Origin of the sequence: Paraperlucidibaca wandonensis (assembly GCF_042677145.1) — a bacterium.
GTDB classification, from domain to species: Bacteria; Pseudomonadota; Gammaproteobacteria; order Pseudomonadales; family Moraxellaceae; genus Perlucidibaca; species Perlucidibaca wandonensis.
Genome location: NZ_JBHTIT010000001.1, coordinates 1,052,389 through 1,071,082, shown reverse-complemented (window position 1 = coordinate 1,071,082; position 18,694 = coordinate 1,052,389). Strand labels below are relative to the sequence as shown.

The window sequence follows — 18,694 nt, the reverse complement described above, 5'->3', positions numbered from 1 at the left end:
TGAACTTTTGGAGCTAGTACCATGACATCACCTCGTAATGCTTTAGTTGGAAAAGTCATCGCCATTACGGGCGGCGCGCGCGGCATCGGGCTAGCTATCGCCGAGGCATTAACAGCGCAGGGCGCTAGAGTTAGTATCGGCGATATTGATCTGGAGCTGGCGCAGCGCGAGGCTAAGCGTATAGGGGCTCATGCTGGACGTTTGGATGTGCGTGAGCGTGAGTCTTTTGCGCAATTTATTGCTGAAACGGAAGCGGCACTGGGCTCGCTGTATGGGCTTATTAACAACGCAGGCATCATGCCAATGGGTTATTTTTTGGATGAAGATCCAGCGTTAGCCGATGCGCAAATCGATATTAATTTCCGTGGTGTGATCCATGGCATGCAAGTGGCCTTGCCGAAGCTCTTGGAGCGCCAGAGTGGGCATATTGTCAATATTGCGTCACTAGCGGGTCGCTTTGCTTTACCGGGCTCGGCGATTTATTGCGGTACTAAGTTTGCGGTAGTGGGCATGACTGAGTCGGTGGCAGGAGAGTATCGCGACAGTGGCGTTGAGTTCACCTGCATCATGCCTTCTAAAGTACTGACTGAGCTTACAGCGGGTACCGATAAGGCGGCGAGCATCATCCCTGCTGTTACACCAGAGCAGGTGGCAGATGCCGTAGTTGCGTCACTTATCAAGCCACGCCTGATGGTTGCTGTGCCTGATTATTTACAAGTGGCTCATCGCGCCTACACCTTAATTCCGAGTTGGCTACAACTGCGTGGGCGGCGTCTCATTGACGATACTCGTATTCTTAATGAGCTCGATCATGAGGCGCACGCGGGGTATGAGCAGCGTATCAATTTACTTAAACGAAAAAGCAAAGTGAGTAAGGTTGGATGAACGTATCAGCGGCGGTTGCATCAACATTAGTCAAGGCTGCATTAAGAGCCAGCTTTAAACTGCCAAGTCGCTTGCCGATACCGCTCACGCTGTTGCGTTCAGCAATGGAGGGTGGTGCGGCGCTCTTTCGCGTGCACCCAGATGTAGCTATCGAGGCCGCGACATTAGCCGGAGTGTCGGTGGAGTACATCACACCGTTGCAGGCTGATCGCGTGCTGCTGCATTTTCATGGCGGTGCTTTTTTTGCAGGGTCAGCGAATACCCATCGTGCGCTGGGAAGTGAAATAGCCGTTCGTGCGCAGTCTAAAGTGGTCATGGTCAACTATCGCCGCGCGCCTGAGTATGCCTATCCGGCTGCCATGGTCGACGGTTTAGCTTGCTATCAAGCTTTGCTTGATGCGGGTTGGCTTCCTAGCCAAATTAGTTTTGGTGGCGATTCTGGTGGCTGCGCAATTATCTTATCGATGGCACAGACATTACGCGATCGCTCACAAGCGTTGCCTGCCGCACTACTGATGATTTCGCCATATGTTGATATTACTTTGAGCTTGCCATCGGTCACCCAGATGGCAGGGCGCGACCCCATGGTGACAGCGCATGCATTGCGTCGTGGCGGAGATAGCTATCGCGGCGATATTTCTGCTAGCGACCCTCGTGTATCGCCATTATTTGGCAGTTTACGTAACTTGCCACCGATGTTGGTGCAAGCTGGTAGCGAGGAAATTTTGCTGGATGATGCGCGGCGCCTAGCGCGATATGCGAGCGAGGCTGGGGTTGAGGCGCAATGCCACATTTATCCTGGCATGTGGCATAACTTCCAAATGTTTAGTGCATTCATTGAAGATGCCAACCTAGCACTGGATGAGATTGCTGCATTTATTCGGTCGCACTAAAAACTCTCAGATGCTACTTCGTCACTTGCTGGCGATACTCATTCGGTGAGACCTGAAACCAGCGTTTGAATGCGCGACGAAAGTTCGCGTTGTCGTGGTAGTTCAGTAGGGCGGCGATGGCATCAATAGAGATGTCGCTATTGCGCAAATAGCTGCTGGCTTGCTGCGCCAAGATCCTATCTCGTACTTGCCGATAAGCCGTACCTTCTTGCTCTAGTCGCCGAGCGAGCGTGCGCTTACTCATAAATAAAGTGGCGGCGGCGTCTTCTTCACTGAGCGTGCCTAATGGGTGTGACAGCATCATTTTTTGCACTTGGTAAGTGAAGCTGTGCTTTTGCGAGTTCAGTTGCGCGAGCATTTTTTCGCACTGCTGCATGGCCAGGGCATAGCTGTCGTGGTTGGCTGATGCATTGGGAATATGACAGGCCGCCATGGGGATTTTTACGCGCAAGTGAGGCGCTGAAAACTCATAGCTGCCGGCTAAATAGTCCGCATAGTGTTCGACGTAGGCGGGCTGCTTATGCATAAAGCTGAGGTGTGCTTCTGTTAATGGCCGCCCGATAATAAATTCTGCGCATTCGAAAAATACCACTGCGCAGGTTTCCGATAGTGCGCGATGCACTTCAGGGCTGAGCTCGGCATCAAAGTAGATATGGCACTCTAGCCAAGATGCGCTGCTGTCTAACGTGAGCCGCGCAAAGCTTATGCGTGTTGGCAAAAATGCTTGAAACGCCTTTAGCGCCATGAGCAGATTGGGGCTACTGCTCGCTAAAAAGCCCATGGCGCCATGAGTTGATGGCGTTAGGCGCTTGCCCAGACGTAAACCAAAAGCTTCATGCTCCGAGAGTTGTAAGCCATTTTCGAGAATTTGAATTTGCTGGCGACTGGTTAGGAGTGTGTCTTCCTGCATAAGTTGCTCACCGCTGAGTTGCGTGAACTTCAGCAGTTTGGGTAGGTCGCGCACTTGTAGCTCTAACTCGCGGCCAATTAAGCGTGAATAGTTGGATGGAATATTTGGCGTATCCATGTCTTGTGCTTTGCTCGTGTGGAGGTTTATGAAGCGCAGCTCTAGGCCGCTTATTTGGCACAAATTGTCTTGAAATGACCCTGTGTTGTCAAGAAATGACCTCACGCACTGCGGCAGATCCACCTAATCTGAGATTTCTAAGTGTACGCGTGGATTTTCTGCAGCAGCGGCATCACGCCAGATGCAGTCATTATTATCGGAGATGAACTCATGGGTAGCATTACGTTTGTTGAGCATGATGGAACACAGCATGAAGTAGAACTTGAGACAGGTAAGTCGCTCATGCAGATAGCCATGGACAATGGCGTGCCCGGCATCGATGCCGACTGCGGCGGCGCCTGCGCTTGCGGCACTTGCCACGTCATCGTGGATGCTAAATGGATTGGGGCAACCGGTAGCGCTAGCGCCGATGAGTTGCAAATGCTCGATATGACGCCAGAAAAGGCCGTCACCTCGCGCCTTTCCTGTCAGATCCAGGTGTCCGATGCCATGGCCGGCATGGTCCTGCATCTTCCTGAATATCAAATGTAAATCACCTTACGTATTGCTAGGAAAAAACTATGACGCTTATAACCTCAGTCATCGATAGAGCAAGTGCCCTCGTGCCAATTCACTTACAAGTGAAGGGCATGCACCTATTTCAGAAAGCCAAAAAGCGCGTCACCAACGCGAAGGGTTTCCCTGATTTTGTGGAAACGCCGATTCCCGATGTGTCGACACTAGCGCTCGAAGATATTGATCTAAGCAACCCGTTTTTATACAAGCAAGATCGCTGGCAGTCTTATTACAAGCGCCTGCGTGATGAAGCGCCTGTGCATTTCCAGAAGAAAAGCGCATTTGGCCCATTTTGGTCGGTGATGCGTTATGAAGACATTTTATTCGTCGATAAAAACCATGAGTTGTTCTCTTCTGAGCCGGTAATTTTGCTGGGTGATGCACCGGAGGGGCTAGAGGTTGAAATGTTTATTGCCATGGATCCGCCTAAGCATGACTTGCAGCGGCAGGCCGTTCAGGGCGTAGTGGCACCGAAAAACCTGAAAGAAATGGAAGCTTTAATTCGCACCCGTACTCAGGATGTTTTGGATAACTTGCCGGTTGGTGTGCCCTTTGATTGGGTTGAGGAAGTATCTGTTGAACTGACTGCACGCATGCTCGCAACTTTGTTTGACTTCCCTTATGAGCGTCGCCGTAAATTAGTCTATTGGTCAGACTTAGCCGCTGGCAGCCCTGAGACAACTGGCGGTCCTGCAGATATGGACGAGACCTTTATTGGTGTTGCCGATATGGCCAAACAGTTTTCAGAGCTTTGGCATGCCAAGGCAGCCATAAAAGCTGCGGGTGGCGAGGGTGGTTTCGACTTGATCAGCCTGCTGCAATCCAACGAAGCAACTAAAGATTTGGTGCGTCGCCCGATGGAGTTTATTGGCAACCTCGCGCTGCTCATTGTTGGTGGTAACGACACCACACGAAACTCCATGACCGGTGGCATTTTAGGCATGAATCGCTTCCCCGATGAGTTTGCCAAGCTGAAAGCTGACCACAGTCTTATCCCCAATATGGTTTCGGAAATTATTCGCTGGCAAACTCCGCTGGCTTATATGCGCCGCGTCGCGACACAGGATGTTTTGCTGAATGGTCAGCTAATCAAGAAGGGCGATAAAGTCCTCATGTGGTATGCCTCTGGCAACCGCGATGAGCGCATGATCGAGCGCCCAGATGACTTCATCATCGATAGAAAAAATGCACGTAGTCATCTGTCATTTGGTTTTGGGATACATCGCTGCATGGGCAACCGTTTGGCTGAAATGCAGATTCGCATCCTTTGGGAAGAATTGTTGGCACGCTTCGACGATATCAAAATGCTATCTGAACCCGAGCGCGTGCAGTCTAACTTTGTCCGTGGTTACTCGAAGATGATGGTCACGCTGACCGCGAAAAAATAAGGCAGGCCATCATGAAAAAAACAGCCCTTGTTATTGGTGCCAGTCATGCTGGCGCGCAAGTAGTCACTAGCCTGCGCCAAGAGGGCTGGGATGGCGATATCGTGCTGATAGGGGAGGAGCCGCATCTGCCCTATCATCGGCCGCCGCTGTCGAAGACGTTTTTGGCAGGCGATAAAACCACTGCCGAGTTGGCGATTCGTCCAATATCATTTTATGAAAAAAATGATATTCAGTTTCGCCAAGGCCGTGTAACGGCGATCGATAGGCAGCACCAAACCATCACCTTGTGTGATGGCGCAGAGTTGGCCTATGACAAGTTGGCTCTGTGCATGGGTGCTCGCGTGAGACGAGTTGAGTTGCCCGGTAGCGAGCTCAAAGGTGTGCATTACCTGCGCAATATTGCCGATGTCGAAGGCATTCAAGCCGAGCTGGCTCAGGCCAAAACTGCCGTGATTATTGGCGGTGGCTATATTGGTTTAGAGACCGCGGCATCGCTGCGTAAACAAGGCCTGCAGGTGGTTGTGCTGGAGATGGCTGAGCGCATTTTGCAGCGTGTCACCGCGCCTGAGTTGTCGGCATTTTACGCCCGCGTGCACGGCGAAGAAGGTGTGCAAATTCATACCGGTGTATCGGTTATGAGCTTGCTTGGCGATGGCCGAGTGGAAGGTGTGCTGTGCGGCAACGGCGCTATTTTTCCTGCCGATATCGTGGTCGTTGGCGTTGGTGTTATCGCGAATGTTGCGCTTGCGGAAGCGGCTGACATTGCCGTGGAAAACGGTATTATTGTCGATGAGTTTTGCCGCACCAATGATCCATCGATAGTTGCTGCTGGCGACTGCGCCAATCATTTCAACCGAATCTATCAGCGCCGCATGCGCCTTGAGTCTGTGCCCAATGCCGGTGAGCAAGGCAAAGTGGCCGCAGCAACGATGTGTGGGTTGAGCAAAGAGCACAAAAACCTGCCGTGGTTTTGGTCTGATCAATATGATCTAAAGCTGCAAATTGCCGGCCTTAGCCTAGGCTACGATCAGCTAGTCATTCGCGGAGATAAAGAGACTGGCCGAAGCTTCGCCGCGTTTTACTTTCAGGCAGGCAAGTTGATTGCCGCCGACTGCGTGAATAGGCCACAAGAGTTTATGCTCAGTAAGCGAGTGATTGCCGAGGGTCTTGCGCTGGATGTCGCACGCTTGGTCGATGACGGTGTTGCGGTTAAGGAGTTGCTGGCGGGTGTTGTTGTCGCGGCTGGGTACTGACAAGTTAACTTGCTGGTTGAGATAACTTGTCGATCAACACATACAAACGACATCGCTTTCATCCCAGCATCACCAGCTGTGCGGTATGGGCCTACTATCGCTTCAGCCTGAGCTTTCGTGACATCGAAGATCTACTGGCTGAGAAGGGCATCTCTGTCAGTTATGAAGCGATCTGACTGTGGTGTATAAAATTCGGACCTGCCTATGCCCGCAATCATGGCGGCGAACCACGAACGATAGTCACTGATAAGTTGGCAAGCTATAAGGTTGCTCAGCGCGAGCTAATGCCAACTGCTCATCACAATACTGCGATGTACGCGAATAACAGAACTGAACAATCGCATGAGTCGACGCGATTTCGGGAGCGAGGCATGAGGCGTTTCAAGTCGCCGAGCCAAGCTCAACGATTCCTAACGAATCATGCAGCAGTATCTAATCTATTTAATTTAGGCAGACATTTAACATCAGCAAGCCATTATCGACGCAGTAGGACAGCCGCGTTTGCTACGTGGAGATTGGTGGTCGCGTAGAAATGTGAAGGGCAACTATTGCTGAGTTCAAAGATTAACTTGTTGGTGCTTAGCGCTGTGAGTCCAAGACTTCATTTTGAGTGATAACTTCCTGCGCCTTAAGATAGCTTTCAATCAAAAGTTGGTACGGTGGGAACACTGCGCTGTATGCCTCGGCCCACTGCTGTGCATCATCACGATGCCATGTTTTCTGAATTTCAGAGCAGACGGCTGCAGTATCCATTGGGATAACACCTGCCTGTACGATGCGGGCAAGAGTGATTTCTTGCGCCATTTTTGAGTACGTGCCGGAGGCATCGATGACTGCAAATACTCTATATCCATCATAAATTGCACTGATGCTCGGAAATGCCATGCATACGCTGGTAATCGTGCCAGCGATAATGAGCGTGCCTCGACCCGTGGCCTTCACGGCGGCAACAAAATCAGGGCTATCCCAAGCGTTTATTTCACCTTTGCGTGCGACATATTGAGCATGCGGTGCAAACTTATGCACTTCGGGAATCAATGGGCCGTTGGGGCCTTGCGGTACTGAAGCAGTGGTGATGACTGGAATATTGGCTAGTGTTGCAACTTTTGCCAGTGTGGTGACATTGCTGCGTAGCTCAGTCATCGGCATATCTTTCACGGTCTGAAATAAGCCGCTTTGGTGGTCGATGAGTAGCATGACCGCATCGTTGGCATCGATTGTCGGCTGACGTCCGTTGAAGTTTGCTACGTTATTGGAGAATGTGATGCTCATGGTTTCGTCTCGAAAAGGCTATATGTGCGAGGAATGAGGCAGTAACAATGCGAAAACTATGGAGGGCTAGACTTAGCTAAGAAGCATGAAAGTAGCTCCTAATCAGGCTAAAGCAGCGACGTCCTTGTCGCTTTTTGTTTTCGTTACTTGCCGCTTGTTAGCGTGGTGTAGCTGGTAATCAAATTACGATAGTCAGGGATGTGATTGGAAAACAGCGCACCTAAACCTTCAATATCGTTGCGCCAGTCACGGTGTAGCTCACAAGCGGCACCAAACCATGTCATCAACTGCACGCCTGCTGCTTCCATGCGACGCCATGCCGAATCGCGAGTCATTTCATTAAATGTACCGGATGCATCGGTTATGACGAAAACGTCATAACCTGCCTCAATCGCCGATAGGGCGGGAAATGCAACACAAACTTCAGTCACAACGCCGGCAATAATCAGCTGCTTCTTGCCTGTAGCCTTCACTGCTTTTAGAAAGTCTTCGTTGTCCCAAGCGTTGATTTGCCCTGGGCGTGCAATATAGGGCGCATCAGGAAATATCTCTTTCAGTTCTGGCACTAACGGACCGTTCGGGCCAGTCTCAAAACTTGTGGTGAGAATAGTAGGCAGCTGGAAGTACTTAGCTAAGTCAGCTAGGGCTAACACATTATTCTTAAATTTGTCAGGATCGATATCGCGTACGAGTGAAAGCAGGCCGGTTTGGTGGTCGACTAGTAAGACTGCTGCATCTTCTTTATTTAACCGCACATAGGGTTTGCTCATGATCGTGGCTCCTTGTTATTTAACGTCAAAACTCTCGGTAACGAACCGTCAGTTTCATTGATTATCAATGCTACGAAAGCAATGCAATGCGAGACGATCCTATGACTTTGGCTAGTACTGTAAAAGTACCTTTAATGCGAACACGGTGTTCTGATTTGCAGAACGCAAATCATGATATGTTCGCTTAAGCACATATTGACCACTGACATAGCCACGCCTTAACGCCGTAATACAGAGCACGAATATGCGATTTAGACTCGATTATATTGAAACGTTTATCACTGTTATGGAGGCCGGAAGCCTAAGTGCAGCTGGTCTACGTATGGACTTGTCTAAATCAGTCATAAGTAAGCGAATTAGCGATTTAGAAAATAGTCTTAATACACAGTTGTTAAGTCGCTCAACGCGCGGCGTGCATGCCACTGATAAAGGCCAAGAGTTTTATGCCCGAGCGCGGCAATTAGTGCAGCAGTTGGATGATGTCGTTGAAGCTACACTTGATGACAATGCATCGCTCAGTGGCCAGATTAAAATTGCAGCACCGATGTCGTTTGGCACCATGCATCTAGGCGCGATGCTTTTTGATTTCCTCAAGCTGCACCCTAGCTTAGAGCTCGCACTCACACTCGATGATAAAAAAATCGATATCGAGGGTAGCGGCTTTGATATCGCGATCCGAGTAACACAAATGAAAGACTCCACACTAATCGCGCGCAAACTGGCGCTGAGTAAGCGAGTAGTGTGTTGCAGTCCAAGCTATTCCGCGATGCACGGGTTACCTATCTCAGTCGATGATCTTAGTAATCACAAATGCATTGGTTACACAAATCTCTACTCAGGCCAGCTTTGGCAGTTTGAACCACTGGAGCAGGCGGGACAGGTACGTTCGATTCCTTTGAAAGCACACTATGTTTTTAACAATGGCGAAAGTATGCGTGATGCCGCCATTGCTGGCCTTGGGCTATGCCTTATTCCCTTGTTTATTGCTAGTGAGGCATTGGCGGATGGGCGCTTAATTAATGCTATGCCTAATGATTCACCAACGGTAGATACTATCTACGCAATGTATCCACAATGCCGCCATCAACCACGCAAAGTGCGTGCAGTTATAGATTACTTAGCCGCTAAATTTGCCGGCATATCAGCTTGGGAGGCATCTTGCCAATAGGTGAGTGCTTAAAGTGGTACTGACAAGTTAACTTGTCAGTACCTTATTTTTTAAGTGCTTGTCAGTAAGGCAAATAGTAGGCGACTATTCGGTCACAGCCCTTTGGGCTAAAGAGGATAATAAAAATGACAGCATTCTTAGGCAAAGTATCTGCAATATCTTCCAGCTTGGCGGCTATTCTGCCAATTCGGCGTGACCTCAGATTCAATCTTCCCGCGGATAGAGTGCTGGATTGGCACCCTGCGGGCGGCCCTGGCTTCGCTGCTTTTTTAAACACGTTCTCGCTTTTTTTGCCAGTTGGTGAGCGCTTCTTTATTGATAGTGTGCGCGAGTATCGCGATCAGATTCATGACCCCGAACTGAAAAAAGCCATTACCGCGTTTATTGGGCAAGAAGCCATGCATGGTCGCGAACACGAAGAGATGAATGATGCACTCTTCGCTGTCGTACCGATTGCACCAAAAATTGAGCGCTTTGTGAAAAATGCACTGGATACTCTCGGCAAGTATTTTGGTAAAGAAATGTCGCTGAGTGGCACGATTGCGCTGGAGCACTTTACTGCGCTATTGGCCGATAGCATCTTGCGTGAGCCACGCCTAATGGCGGGTGCGGAGCCGCACTATGCCGCGCTGTGGCGGTGGCATGCATTAGAAGAGACTGAGCATAAAGCCGTGGCTTTCGACACATGGACAGCAGTTATGGGTCGTGGCCCACGTGCTTACGCGATGCGAGCGACAGGCATGGTTTTGGCGACTGCCATCTTCTGGTTAATTATGATGCCGGCACTGTTAGCGGTGCTGAGAAGTGGTGGGCATCTGACTGATTTGAAATCGATGCGAAAGCTGCTTAAGTTCACTATGGGTGAATACGGCATAATTCGTATACAACTTCGCGATTATATTGATTACTTCCGCCCAAGCTTCCATCCATGGGATCACGATAACCGTAAGTACTTGCTGCAAATCGATGATTTTTTGGCAGAGCAGGAGCGCTTAGGCTACTGACAAGTTAACTCGCCGATTGAGATAGTTTGTCGATGAACACATACAAACGATATCGCTTTCATTCCAGCATCATCAGCTATGCGGTATGGGTCTATTATCGCTTCAACTTGAGCTTTTGTGATATCGAAGACTTGCTGGCAGAAAAGGGCATCTCTGTCAGTTATGAATCGATCCGTTTATGGTGCATTAAGTTTGGACCTGCATACGCTCGCAAGCTCAAGCAAAGACATGGTGGGTTCGGCGAGCCGTCGATCAAGATGGTGAAGTGGTCGATGTTTATGCTCAGAGTAGGCGCAATGGTGAGGCGGCAAAGCAATTCTTTAAGCGCTTGTTGCATAATCATGGCGGTGAGCCACGAATGATAGTCACTGATAAGTTGGCAAGCTACAAAATTGCGCAACGCGAGCTAATGCCGACTGTTCATCACAATACAGCTAAAACAGGGCAGAGCAATCGCATGAGTTGACGCGATTTCGAGAGCGAGGCATGAGGTGTTTCAAGTCGCCGAGCCAAGCTCAGCTATTTCTTACGAATCATGCAGCAGTATCTAATCTATTCAACCTTGGAAGGCATCTAACTTCAGCAAGCCATTATCGCCGTATTAGGACAGCAGTGTTTGCAACGTGGAGAACGATGATTGCGTAGCGATGTTCAGGTCAACTATTGCTGAGTGTAGAAGTTAACTTGTCAGTACCGTGCTGGGCTATAACTGCACGACCGATGTAATCGATAGGCTGTGCAAATATTTTGGCTGCCAAGTATCTGACTTGATGGAGCACATCAGCGAGTGATGGCTCTTAAGGCCCTAAGCTAGAGCCTGAAATTAGTGATATTTGCCTTTAATAACAAATAGTTGTGCGGGAAATTGGCGTCAAAATTTGGGGTAGGGGTCAAAAACGAGTGTTTTCTGATCATATCCATTGTCGAAAATCAGTGACCCCTACTTTTTGAGTCTGAATTTTGGTCTCAGAATGGTCTCGATTTGGTCCCTGTAGAGTTTTATGGCTTCTAGCCGCTCTGTTTTTCAAACCCCAGAAAGCACAAAACCCGCTAGGCGCAAGGCTTAGCGGGTTTCGGTATTTGGTAGACACTAGCAGACTCGAACTGCTGACCCCTACCATGTCAAGGTAGTGCTCTAACCAACTGAGCTAAGCGTCTAATGTGGCGCGCATGATACCCAAGGTGGAGGTTACTGACAACACATCTGATAGGGGATTGGCGAAAATTTCGGCAAATGGTGTAACGTGAGAAATAGTTAGACAAAAGTTAACCGAATAAAACGAAATTATTTGCTGCGCTTACAACTTGGTGGTTGCAAGCGCAGCATGCTTACAGCCATTCTCGGTTAGTTGTGCTCATTCGAGTTTAAAGCCACCGTTGGTGTAATTATGATTCAGTTTCTGACAGGTCGGAATCACATAGCGTTGTCGCTTGCCAAGGTCAACCCGTTGCTCTCCGCAACGCTGTTGTTGCTCATCAGCTTTTTACTAGCAGTAATGACCGGTCAGAAAGTTTTAGAGTCAAACATCGAGCTTAGTCAGTCGCGCTTAACCGACTCATCGCAGCAGTTTAAAACCTTGCTGAAAGAACGTTTAGAGATTTACGAGCGAGGTCTCATTGGGTTTCGCGGCGCCATGCATGCCTCTGGTGGTAATATTTATAATCGAAGAGAGTTTCAAGGCTATGTGCAAGAGCTAGATATGCATCGCACATTTCCTGGAGCGCATGGGTTTGGATTTATCAGGCGAGTTCCAAAAGAAAGTGAGAAAAGCTTCATTTCAAGCTTTACTCAGGAGTGGGACACTGAGTATGAAATAAATCAAATATCTGAGCATGATGATGATAAATGGATTATTGAGAGGTTAGAACCACTAGAAGGTAATGAGAAAGCGATTGGCTTAGATATAGCATCGGAATATCGCAGATACGAAGCAATTAGAACTGCAATTGAAACTAATAAGCCTGCGCTAACGCCACCAATCACTCTGCAGCAAGCAAAAGACAAGCCTAATATGGGCTTTTTGCTCGTTATGCCAATTCGCTCGAGTAAAAAGCCATTCGATATTATTGGGCTTACCTATTTGCCACTTTTGATAGATGAGGTTTTGTCTGGTTATGTTATGAGCAGCGGTGAGTTTATTGTTAGGTTATCTGATATATCTAGAAATAAAGATGCTAAGTATTTTTATACAAATGAATCTGCTGATGACAAGGTGGCTGACGATTTATATCAGGTTATGGATGTTAATGTTTATGGAAGGCAGTGGCGAATTGAGTTAAATGCGACAGAATTATTTGTTAAACGTTTAGGTCTTGCATCTCCCATTAGTTCGGGCGTGCGAGTTTTTACAGTTGGAATACTAGCGACACTGCTGCTATATATTTCACTTTTATATATTCGTCGACAAGCTTATGCACTTAATCAAAGAACTCATGAATTGGATCGAGCAAGACGTGACTTACAAACAGTTTTTGATGCGGTTCCATCCATAATAGGATATTGGGATTGTGATTTGCGCAATCGCATGGCTAATAGGTCTTATTTAGCATGGTTCGGCCATGATCCAGAGGTAATGGCTGGCATGCAAATGCATAAAGTTATTGGTGATGAGCTATATAAAAAAAATGAGCATTATATAATCGGTGTGTTACAAGGTGAAGCTCAATCATTTGAGTCACGTTTTAAAGACCCTAATGGTCGATCTATTGCATCATCAGTCAACTATATTCCAGACTTTGTCGACGGTGAACAAAAAGGATTTTATGTTATTGGCCATGATATAACGGACTTTAAAGATAGTCAGCATAGATTAGAGCAGGTTTTACGTGAAAACGAAGTTTTGCTAAGCACTTTAAATCAACAGCTTTTATATTCAGTTACAGACTCTAAGGGTGTAATTATTGAGGTTAACGATAATTTTTGTGGAATTAGTGGTTATTTACGTGAAGAGTTAATTGGTAATACGCATAAAATAATTAACTCTGGAGAACATGATAGAAAGTTTTGGCAAGATGTTTGGCGTAACATAGCACTAGGTCACGCATGGCATGGAGAAGTGTGCAATCGTTCTAAGAGTGGTGATTTATATTGGGTAGATACAGTTATAGCGCCATTTATTGGTGCTGATGGTAAGGTCGAGCGCTATGTGTCTATGCGTACAGACGTAACTGCACGCCATCAACTTGATATTAACCTGCGTGATGCAAAGTTAGCCGCTGAGGAGGCTAATCAAGCAAAAAGTGAATTTCTTGCTAATATGAGCCATGAAATAAGAACACCAATGAACGGAATTTTAGGCTTTGGCTATTTACTTAAGCGCCAAGCAATGTCTCCTGCAGCTTTAAGCATGGTGCAAAAAATTCAAAGCGCGAGTCAATCACTGCTGGGAATTATTGATGATATTTTAGACTTCTCTAAAATTGAGGCCGGCCATTTATCATTAGATGAGTCACCTTTTGATCTATGCGAGGTGATTGATCAATTGGCGAGCTTAATGTCTGGCTCGGTTTCAGATAAGTCAATCGATCTGATTATAGATTCGCCACCAAACAACACGAGATATTTAATTGGAGATATGGTTCGCCTAACTCAAATTTTAAGAAATCTGGTTAGCAATGCTCTCAAATTTACTTACTTAGGTGAAGTTTCTGTTGCGATTGATGTGGTGTCGAAAAGCACTGTAAATAACTCTGTAGTTTTAAAGTTCACAATCAAAGATACTGGAATAGGTATTAGTTCTGATAAACTTGAAAACATTTTCAACTCCTTTAGTCAAGGTGATACTACAATTACTCGTCGATTCGGAGGTACTGGCCTGGGACTAACTATTAGTCAAAGTTTGGCCATGCTAATGGGAGGAAATATCTCTGTTTCCAGTATTGAGGGAGGCGGCAGTGAGTTTGTTTTGACTGTGCCATTCCTCCTTGACACTGAGAGCATGTTTACGAAAAATAAAGACTTGAGTTTAAGAGCACTTTTTGGCTGTGATGAGCGTAGCGGCGAGAACTTTACAAAAATGGCAGCCAGTTTAGGCTGGCAAGCTGATGTTGTTACAAGTGCAGCCGCTATGCTGCAGGCCGTTCAAGGTAATGCTAATTACGATATTATTTTAGCCGACTGGCAACTGCCAGATGATAATGGTTTAAATGCTTTAACAAAAATGCTAAAACTTGCAAAAAATGTAAACCCGCCTGTTACTTTGGTAACTGTGACGCCGCAATCCACTGATACTCTGCATATGCATGACGCTAGTGAAAAGATTGATTCAATTATTATTAAGCCTATTACTTGCTCTGCTTTGCAAAATGCAGTTTTAAATGTACTTAATTACCGTGCTCATCCAGAGCTTGGGCTGACTCATTTAGGCGAGAAGCTGTCTGGTATTCGTATTTTATTGGCAGATGATAGCCAGCTTAACTTAGAAGTGGCTGAGCATATTCTACGTAATGAGAGTGCATTAGTGACTACAGTGAACAATGGCCAGATGGCTGTTGATTTACTTGAGCAGCGGGCTAGTGATTTTGATATTGTTTTAATGGATATTCAAATGCCCGTAATGGATGGTTTTACGGCGACACGCGTCATTCGCGAGAAATTAAGTATTCGTGAGCTACCTATTATTGCTTTAACCGCAGGCGCTCTGAGTACGCAAAAGCAGCTTGCGCTTGATGCCGGTATGAATGACTTTGTTACCAAGCCTTTTGTGGTCGATGATTTAGTCGCTATCGTGAAAAGAGTGGCCGCAAAAAGCCTAGTAGTAACATCCACTCAGGTACTTACAGGGAGTGCCGCTACTGTTATTTCAGCGCAAGAGCTGGAAGCCGGCGATGAGTGGCAAGAGATTATGGGGCGCTTTCGTTCCCGCTTCTTTGAAGAGCGCGTGCCGGCATTCCGCGACGCCTATAGTGCGCTTATCGATAATAGCGAAGGCGATTGGCAAGATGACTTAAAGTTTCTGATACATAAGCTTGCTGGTGAGGCCGGCTTTGTTGGCTTCACCGAGATTAGTGAGTTGTCGAAACGTATTGAGCAATGTTGGGACTTAAACGGCCTGAATGATGAGGTGCGCGAGTTGCTGCAAGAGCTATCATTCAACCTAGATAATGCGGCTTAGCTAGGTTGAGTAAAGCTCTCGATTAGGCGCTCGATGGCTTCTGAAACTATGCGCCGAGGTGCGGCCAAATTTACTCGCATAAAGCCGCGACCAGCTTCGCCAAAAAATACGCCGGCGCTTAAGCCCAGCTTGGCTTTTTCGACAAAGTGCCTTTGTAGTGCTTGATCATCTAGGCCTGTGTGGCGGCAATCTAACCACAGTAAGTAGGTGCCTTCTGCAGCAATGCCCTGAGGTGCCTGTGGGTGCTCGGCGAGTCGCGCTACGACTTCATCGTGAGTGATTTTGACATAGTTAAGCAAGGCGGCGAGCCAGTCGTGGCCATGCCCGTAGGCGGCTTCGGTGGCTACCATCGACAAAGGGTTATTCACATGGATGGCGAGCTTGGCGTATTGCGCCTTAATGGCTTCTCGCTGAGCGATTTCTGGTGCCACTAACCAAGCCAGACCAAGGCCAGGCATATTAAAGGTTTTGCTTGGCGCCATTGCGGTTATTACACGCTTTTCTGCACCTGGTAGTGTCGCAAGTACGGTGTGTGGCACAAACGTGAGGTCGGCGTGGATCTCATCGGAAATGATTATGAGGTCGTGGCGCTCGGCAACATCGAGTAGTCGCGCTAATTCGCTGCGTGTCCAAACACGGCCAACGGGGTTGTGCGGCGAGCAAAACAGCAGCATTTTTGCTTTTTTCGCGCATAGCTCAAGGCCATCCCAGTCGATTTCGTAATGCAAAGTTTGTGCGGGTGCGTTGAGGTATTCGGCGCCTTTATCGACGCTCTGACTTTGATCACGATGCGTGATGAGCAGAGGATTAAGAATGAGCTCGCGCTGATTATCGCTGACGGCTTTAAACAGCGGTGGATATACTGGAGGCATGACGATGATGCCATCGCCAGTTTTCGTGAGCGCATTCACCGCAGCGTAAAGCACGGGCACCACGCCGGGCGAGAGCAATATTTCATCTTGGTTTGGGTGCCAGTCGTAGCGCTCGGCTACCCAGCGCTGCAGATTACTGAATAAGTGCTCGGGCACCATGCTGTAGCCGTAAATCGGGTGCATGGCGCGCTTTTGGATGGCCTCGCTAACGCAGGCTGGCGCGGCAAAATCCATGTCGGCGACCCAGAGCGGAGTTATGTCATCGCTACCAAATAGCCGTTTACGTGCATCGTATTTTTCGCTGCCAGTGCCGCTTCGATCTAACTCTTCGTCGAAATTGAAACTCATCGCACACGTACCCAAAAGCTCGCCTCACTGACACTGTGCTGAAATTTCCGGCGTGTTTCGCGAATCACAAAAGGCACATCCATAGGCTCGCGCAGCGGTTCAAAATGCGCGCTTAAATGATCATGCAGCGCATCGAGGGTGGTGTAGGTTTCGCCATCTTTCTTGAAACCACCTAGCCAATCTTCGCGCGGCGTATGTTCTGCGAGCCATGTGTAGGGCGAGGTAATCATCAGCACGCCGCCGATATTTAAGCGCTCATGCACCTGCGCAATAAACTGTGCGGGGTCATAAAGCCGGTCGATCAAGTTGGCTGCCAATATGAAGTCATAGCCAGTGAAATTAGGCTTTAAGTTGCAGGCGTCGCCTTGGCTAAAGCGGACTTTATTTGCCGACTCGCTCAGACCTAACTCATCTAGCGTGCGAGTTTTATAGCTGATCAATTCACCTTCATCGACCAAGGTGTAGCGTACGCTGCCGCTAGTGGCGAGATTGGCAGCGAGATCGATAAAGCGGGCCGAGAAGTCGATGCCGCTTACCTGGTCAAAGGCGCGGGCGAGCTCAAAGCTTGAGCGCCCAGTGGCGCAGCCAAGATCTAGTGCGCTGCGCATTGGGCGGCCAGCACAGGCCTCAATGGCGATATCTGCTAATGCTTTAGGGAAGTTATCGACCCCGAAAAATGTATCGCCGTAATGAAACTCGGCGTATTCGGCGAGTTGGCGGTCGGTTTCATAATATTGCGGGGTCACGGTGGGCTCCTGTGAGCTCTGCACATAGCGAAAGCCGGCGTGCTGGAAAAAGTGGCGGCGAAAAGCGTAGCGCGCGCTGCGGCGAGATTCATTGCCGCAGGATATCCATGAGCCACCCATCATTAGGTTGTGGCGATCATCGAAGGTAGGCGTGGTGAAGTCGTCGTAAATGGCGTGAACATCGAAGCCAGGAAAAGGATAGGTCGGGGTTTGCGTCCACTGCCAAACATTGCCCGAAACATCGTAAAAGTCGCCGTGAGCAAACTGGTTAATTGGGCACGAAGAGGCGAAGTGATCGAGATGAATATTGGCATTGGCTGCCGTGCGCGCCGGTGTTTCTTTACGCCCGCAAGCATCGGCTAAGCGATGCCATTGATCTTCGGTCGGCAGGCTAATGCACTGGCCAGTACTTGCGCTTAGCCATCGGCAAAATGCTTCAGCTTCTAAGCAGTTGACCTCAACTGGCCAATCCCACGGCATGGCAAACTCTTCAGTCATCAAGCGTAGGCGATAGCCGTGTGAGTCTTTACGCCAGAAAGTTGCTTGTGTGGCACCGCTGAATTCGCGCCAATGCCAACCTTCATCGCTCCAATAGTCTTTGTTGAGATAGCCGTCCGCCTCTACAAAGGCCAAATACTCTTGGTTGCTGACTAAAAATTCGCTGGCCTCAAACGCCTCGACACTTGCCTGGTGATGACCGTATTCGTTATCCCAACCGTAGTAATGATCACTTCGAGTTTTGCCTAGCTCTACAGTGCCAGCGCTAACGGTTAATAAGCGGTTGTTCGGCGCGACGCCGTGTTGACGGCAAGGAGCCCAAGTCGCTTGCGGGCGTACCAAATGCAAATCATGTTGGCGTATGAGTACCGACGAGGTTTCTAAGTGAATTCGTTCGTGTTCAACACCCATGATAATTGCCCACCACGGGTGATCCCAAGTGATAGGGCCGGTGAGCGGCATGGTGTCGATGACGTGCAGCACTGCTTTGCGAACTTGGCGGCGATATTCAGCTACTTCAGCAACTGTCGGCCAGTCGTAATGGGCTTCGTCTAAGTCATCCCAACTCATTTCATCGACGCCAACGGCAAACAGCGACTCAAAGTGGGCATTAACGCGTGTGTCAATTAACCGCGCCAACAAAAACTTATTAATGAAAAATGTGGCGGTATGGCCGAAGTAGAAAATGAGCGGATGGCGCAGGCTAATGGACTTGCGGTAATAGGCCTCATCGCAAGCTAGCGTGTCGAACAGGCGCTCATACAGCGTAAAAGTGCTATCGAAATAAAAACGTATCTGCTCGCGCAATGACGCTAAGTCGGGGTTATCTAGGGCGGGTGTACGCGCACAAAGATGAGAAAAAGTTCCGGCGCTCATGCGATAGGTCCTTAGCAATTTTGAA

General features: G+C 48.4%; 14 protein-coding genes, 1 tRNA gene and 2 pseudogenes. 11 read left to right on the top strand and 6 right to left on the bottom strand.

The window, feature by feature from the left end:
* Positions 1 to 21: 21 nt before the first annotated feature.
* Together ACFQ0F_RS04975 and ACFQ0F_RS04970 are read left to right on the top strand one after the other, a co-directional pair.
* Complete coding sequence (locus ACFQ0F_RS04975) at positions 22 to 885, top strand: SDR family oxidoreductase (protein WP_379069713.1); 864 nt, start codon at positions 22 to 24, stop codon at positions 883 to 885.
* Positions 882 to 1,778 carry an alpha/beta hydrolase gene (locus ACFQ0F_RS04970; RefSeq protein WP_379069710.1) on the top strand — a complete coding sequence of 299 codons (897 nt, stop codon included), beginning with the start codon at positions 882 to 884 and terminating at the stop codon, positions 1,776 to 1,778. The genes ACFQ0F_RS04975 and ACFQ0F_RS04970 overlap by 4 nt, the downstream gene beginning before the upstream one ends.
* 13 nt (positions 1,779 to 1,791) lie before the next feature.
* Here the strand turns inward: ACFQ0F_RS04970 and ACFQ0F_RS04965 are convergent, their stop codons facing one another.
* Entirely contained in the window at positions 1,792 to 2,805 is a 1,014-nt protein-coding gene (locus ACFQ0F_RS04965) for an AraC family transcriptional regulator (protein WP_379069707.1), read from the bottom strand.
* 141 nt (positions 2,806 to 2,946) lie between these two features.
* On the opposite strand from ACFQ0F_RS04965, the gene ACFQ0F_RS04960 reads away from it, so the two are divergent.
* From ACFQ0F_RS04960 to ACFQ0F_RS04945, 4 genes and pseudogenes are all read left to right on the top strand, one after another.
* Positions 2,947 to 3,336: a 2Fe-2S iron-sulfur cluster-binding protein gene (locus ACFQ0F_RS04960; protein WP_449304926.1), complete on the top strand. Its 390-nt coding sequence runs from the start codon at positions 2,947 to 2,949 to the stop codon at positions 3,334 to 3,336.
* Between the two features lie 29 nt (positions 3,337 to 3,365).
* Positions 3,366 to 4,748, top strand: a complete 1,383-nt coding sequence (locus ACFQ0F_RS04955) for a cytochrome P450 (protein WP_379069704.1) — start codon at positions 3,366 to 3,368, stop codon at positions 4,746 to 4,748.
* Positions 4,749 to 4,759: 11 nt separating this feature from the next.
* Positions 4,760 to 6,001 (top strand): NAD(P)/FAD-dependent oxidoreductase, encoded by a 1,242-nt coding sequence (locus ACFQ0F_RS04950; RefSeq protein ID WP_379069701.1) that lies wholly within the window; start codon positions 4,760 to 4,762, stop codon positions 5,999 to 6,001.
* Positions 6,002 to 6,027: 26 nt separating this feature from the next.
* Positions 6,028 to 6,531 (top strand): annotated as a pseudogene (locus ACFQ0F_RS04945) (IS6 family transposase).
* A 49-nt stretch (positions 6,532 to 6,580) separates the two neighbouring features.
* On the opposite strand, the gene ACFQ0F_RS04940 reads toward ACFQ0F_RS04945, so the two are convergent.
* Both ACFQ0F_RS04940 and ycaC read right to left on the bottom strand, forming a co-directional pair.
* Positions 6,581 to 7,273: an isochorismatase family protein gene (locus tag ACFQ0F_RS04940; RefSeq protein ID WP_379069698.1), complete on the bottom strand. Its 693-nt coding sequence runs from the start codon at positions 7,271 to 7,273 to the stop codon at positions 6,581 to 6,583.
* Positions 7,274 to 7,416: 143 nt separating this feature from the next.
* Complete coding sequence (ycaC, locus tag ACFQ0F_RS04935; protein ID WP_379069695.1) at positions 7,417 to 8,043, bottom strand: isochorismate family cysteine hydrolase YcaC; 627 nt, start codon at positions 8,041 to 8,043, stop codon at positions 7,417 to 7,419.
* A 244-nt stretch (positions 8,044 to 8,287) separates the two neighbouring features.
* Between ycaC and ACFQ0F_RS04930 the strand changes: the two genes are divergently transcribed.
* From ACFQ0F_RS04930 to ACFQ0F_RS04915, 4 genes and pseudogenes are all read left to right on the top strand, one after another.
* On the top strand, positions 8,288 to 9,211 hold the full coding sequence (locus tag ACFQ0F_RS04930) for a LysR family transcriptional regulator (RefSeq protein WP_379069692.1): 924 nt from the start codon (positions 8,288 to 8,290) through the stop codon (positions 9,209 to 9,211).
* Positions 9,212 to 9,336: 125 nt separating this feature from the next.
* Positions 9,337 to 10,215: a metal-dependent hydrolase gene (locus ACFQ0F_RS04925; protein ID WP_379069690.1), complete on the top strand. Its 879-nt coding sequence runs from the start codon at positions 9,337 to 9,339 to the stop codon at positions 10,213 to 10,215.
* Positions 10,216 to 10,241: 26 nt separating this feature from the next.
* A pseudogene (locus ACFQ0F_RS04920) lies at positions 10,242 to 10,860 on the top strand (IS6 family transposase).
* 50 nt (positions 10,861 to 10,910) lie between these two features.
* A complete protein-coding gene (locus ACFQ0F_RS04915; protein WP_379069688.1) occupies positions 10,911 to 11,006 on the top strand; it encodes a helix-turn-helix domain-containing protein in 96 nt (31 codons plus the stop codon).
* A gap of 290 nt (positions 11,007 to 11,296) precedes the next feature.
* Here the strand turns inward: ACFQ0F_RS04915 and ACFQ0F_RS04910 are convergent.
* Positions 11,297 to 11,373, bottom strand: a tRNA-Val gene (locus ACFQ0F_RS04910).
* A gap of 230 nt (positions 11,374 to 11,603) precedes the next feature.
* On the opposite strand from ACFQ0F_RS04910, the gene ACFQ0F_RS04905 reads away from it, so the two are divergent.
* Positions 11,604 to 15,329: a CHASE domain-containing protein gene (locus ACFQ0F_RS04905; RefSeq protein WP_379069685.1), complete on the top strand. Its 3,726-nt coding sequence runs from the start codon at positions 11,604 to 11,606 to the stop codon at positions 15,327 to 15,329.
* Here ACFQ0F_RS04905 and ACFQ0F_RS04900 read toward each other — a convergent pair.
* Together ACFQ0F_RS04900 and ovoA are read right to left on the bottom strand one after the other, a co-directional pair.
* Entirely contained in the window at positions 15,326 to 16,549 is a 1,224-nt protein-coding gene (locus ACFQ0F_RS04900; RefSeq protein ID WP_379069683.1) for a MalY/PatB family protein, read from the bottom strand. The two genes, ACFQ0F_RS04905 and ACFQ0F_RS04900, sit on opposite strands and share 4 nt — an antisense overlap.
* The gene (gene ovoA, locus ACFQ0F_RS04895) at positions 16,546 to 18,669 is read right to left on the bottom strand and encodes a 5-histidylcysteine sulfoxide synthase (protein WP_379069680.1); all 2,124 of its coding nucleotides are present in this window, start codon (positions 18,667 to 18,669) and stop codon (positions 16,546 to 16,548) included. The genes ACFQ0F_RS04900 and ovoA overlap by 4 nt, the downstream gene beginning before the upstream one ends.
* Between the last annotated feature and the right edge of the window lie 25 nt (positions 18,670 to 18,694).